This is a genomic window from Bacillus sp. GMa5/1 (genome assembly GCF_050172015.1).
GTDB lineage: Bacteria > Bacillota > Bacilli > Bacillales > Bacillaceae_G > Bacillus_A > Bacillus_A cereus.
Genome location: NZ_JBNLYC010000389.1, coordinates 1 through 1,490, shown reverse-complemented (window position 1 = coordinate 1,490; position 1,490 = coordinate 1). Strand labels below are relative to the sequence as shown.

Below are 1,490 nucleotides of genomic sequence, written 5' to 3'. Positions count from 1 at the left end.
TTTGACCTTTTTCTTAAACAGTATACAAAAAAGAGTAGTGATTCGAATGTATCTCAAATCGGCTACTCTTTTCTTTACAATCTTCCTATTAAATTATACGGCTGTACTTCCCACGTTTCATACGGAATAAAATGTGTTGCTCTCATTGCATCAAGCGTTCTGGATTTCATATGAGGACGCGTTATATACTCATCTATGTTCTCTTCATTTAAATCAACAAATTTAGCCTCTTGTATCTCTTCAGGTTGAGTTTTTATTTCACCACTTATATATGCTACTTTAAAAACAACAGCTAGAATATGCATAGAGGTATTATAATAAACCCCTGTAATTCCGATAGGCTTCACCGTTAACCCTGTTTCCTCTTTTATTTCCCTACAGACAGCTTGATCGAGCGCTTCGCCTTCTTCTACCTGTCCTCCTGGCAACTCCCACGTATCAGCTCGCCAGTGCACTTTTGTTAATAACACTTCATTTTTTTCATTTGTTAAATAACCTGCTACAGCAACTATATGCTTTGGTGTCTTATGTTCCATATTAAGCCTCCTAGAGATAATGAATATTTTATATATCCCTATAATCATATTCACTACCTACAACAAAATATCTTTAATACTTCATCACCTTAATTAACTTCATAAAAAAAGACCCTATCCGCTAAGCGAAAAGGGTCATCTATCGTATTACTCTCCTAAGTCTACGTTGTGATAAACTTGTTGAACATCTTCCAAATCTTCTAATGCATCAACCATTTTCTCAAATTGTGCTTGAGCATCTTCAGGAAGTGTTACATCACTTTGTGCAAGCATTGTTAATTCTGCAACTGTAAACTCCTCAACGCCAGCACCTTTAAGTGCAGATTGTACTGCATGGAATTGATCTGGTTCAGCATACACGATAACAGAATCTTCTTCTTCTAGAATGTCACGTGCATCTACATCTGCTTCCATTAAAATTTCAAGAACTTCATCTGATGTTTTACCTTCAAGGCCGATAACAGCTGTCGCATCAAACATGTAAGCTACAGAACCGTTCACACCCATATTACCACTATTTTTGCTAAATGCAGCTCGTACATCTGCTGCAGTACGGTTTACGTTATTTGTAAGTGTATCTACAATAACCATAGCTCCATTTGGTCCGAATCCTTCATAACGAAGCTCGTCATAATTTTCTTCTGAACCGCCTTTTGCTTTTTCAACTGCACGATCAATAATTGTTCTTGGAACATTGTATGTTTTCGCACGCTCTAATACAACTCTTAGCGCTTGGTTTGATTCTGGATCTGGCTCGCCTTGTTTTGCTGCCACATAAATTTCACGCCCAAATTTCGCGTATATACGGCTTGTATTTGCATCTTTTGATGCTTTTTTGTCTTTAATATTGTTCCATTTACGGCCCATACTTTCCACTCTCTTTCCCGTTTTAAATCTACATAAAAATATTAATATGAAATATAATGTGTGTTCAACACATTTTTAAAAGAAATA

At 36.3% G+C, this 1,490-nt stretch carries 2 protein-coding genes; both read right to left on the bottom strand.

The annotated features are described in order from the left end of the window. Positions 1-74: 74 nt before the first annotated feature. On the bottom strand, positions 75-536 hold the full coding sequence (locus tag ACQGSG_RS28870; RefSeq protein ID WP_000400456.1) for an NUDIX hydrolase: 462 nt from the start codon (positions 534-536) through the stop codon (positions 75-77). A gap of 147 nt (positions 537-683) precedes the next feature. Then, complete coding sequence (locus tag ACQGSG_RS28865; RefSeq protein WP_000532952.1) at positions 684-1,403, bottom strand: YebC/PmpR family DNA-binding transcriptional regulator; 720 nt, start codon at positions 1,401-1,403, stop codon at positions 684-686. Positions 1,404-1,490: the final 87 nt, after the last annotated feature.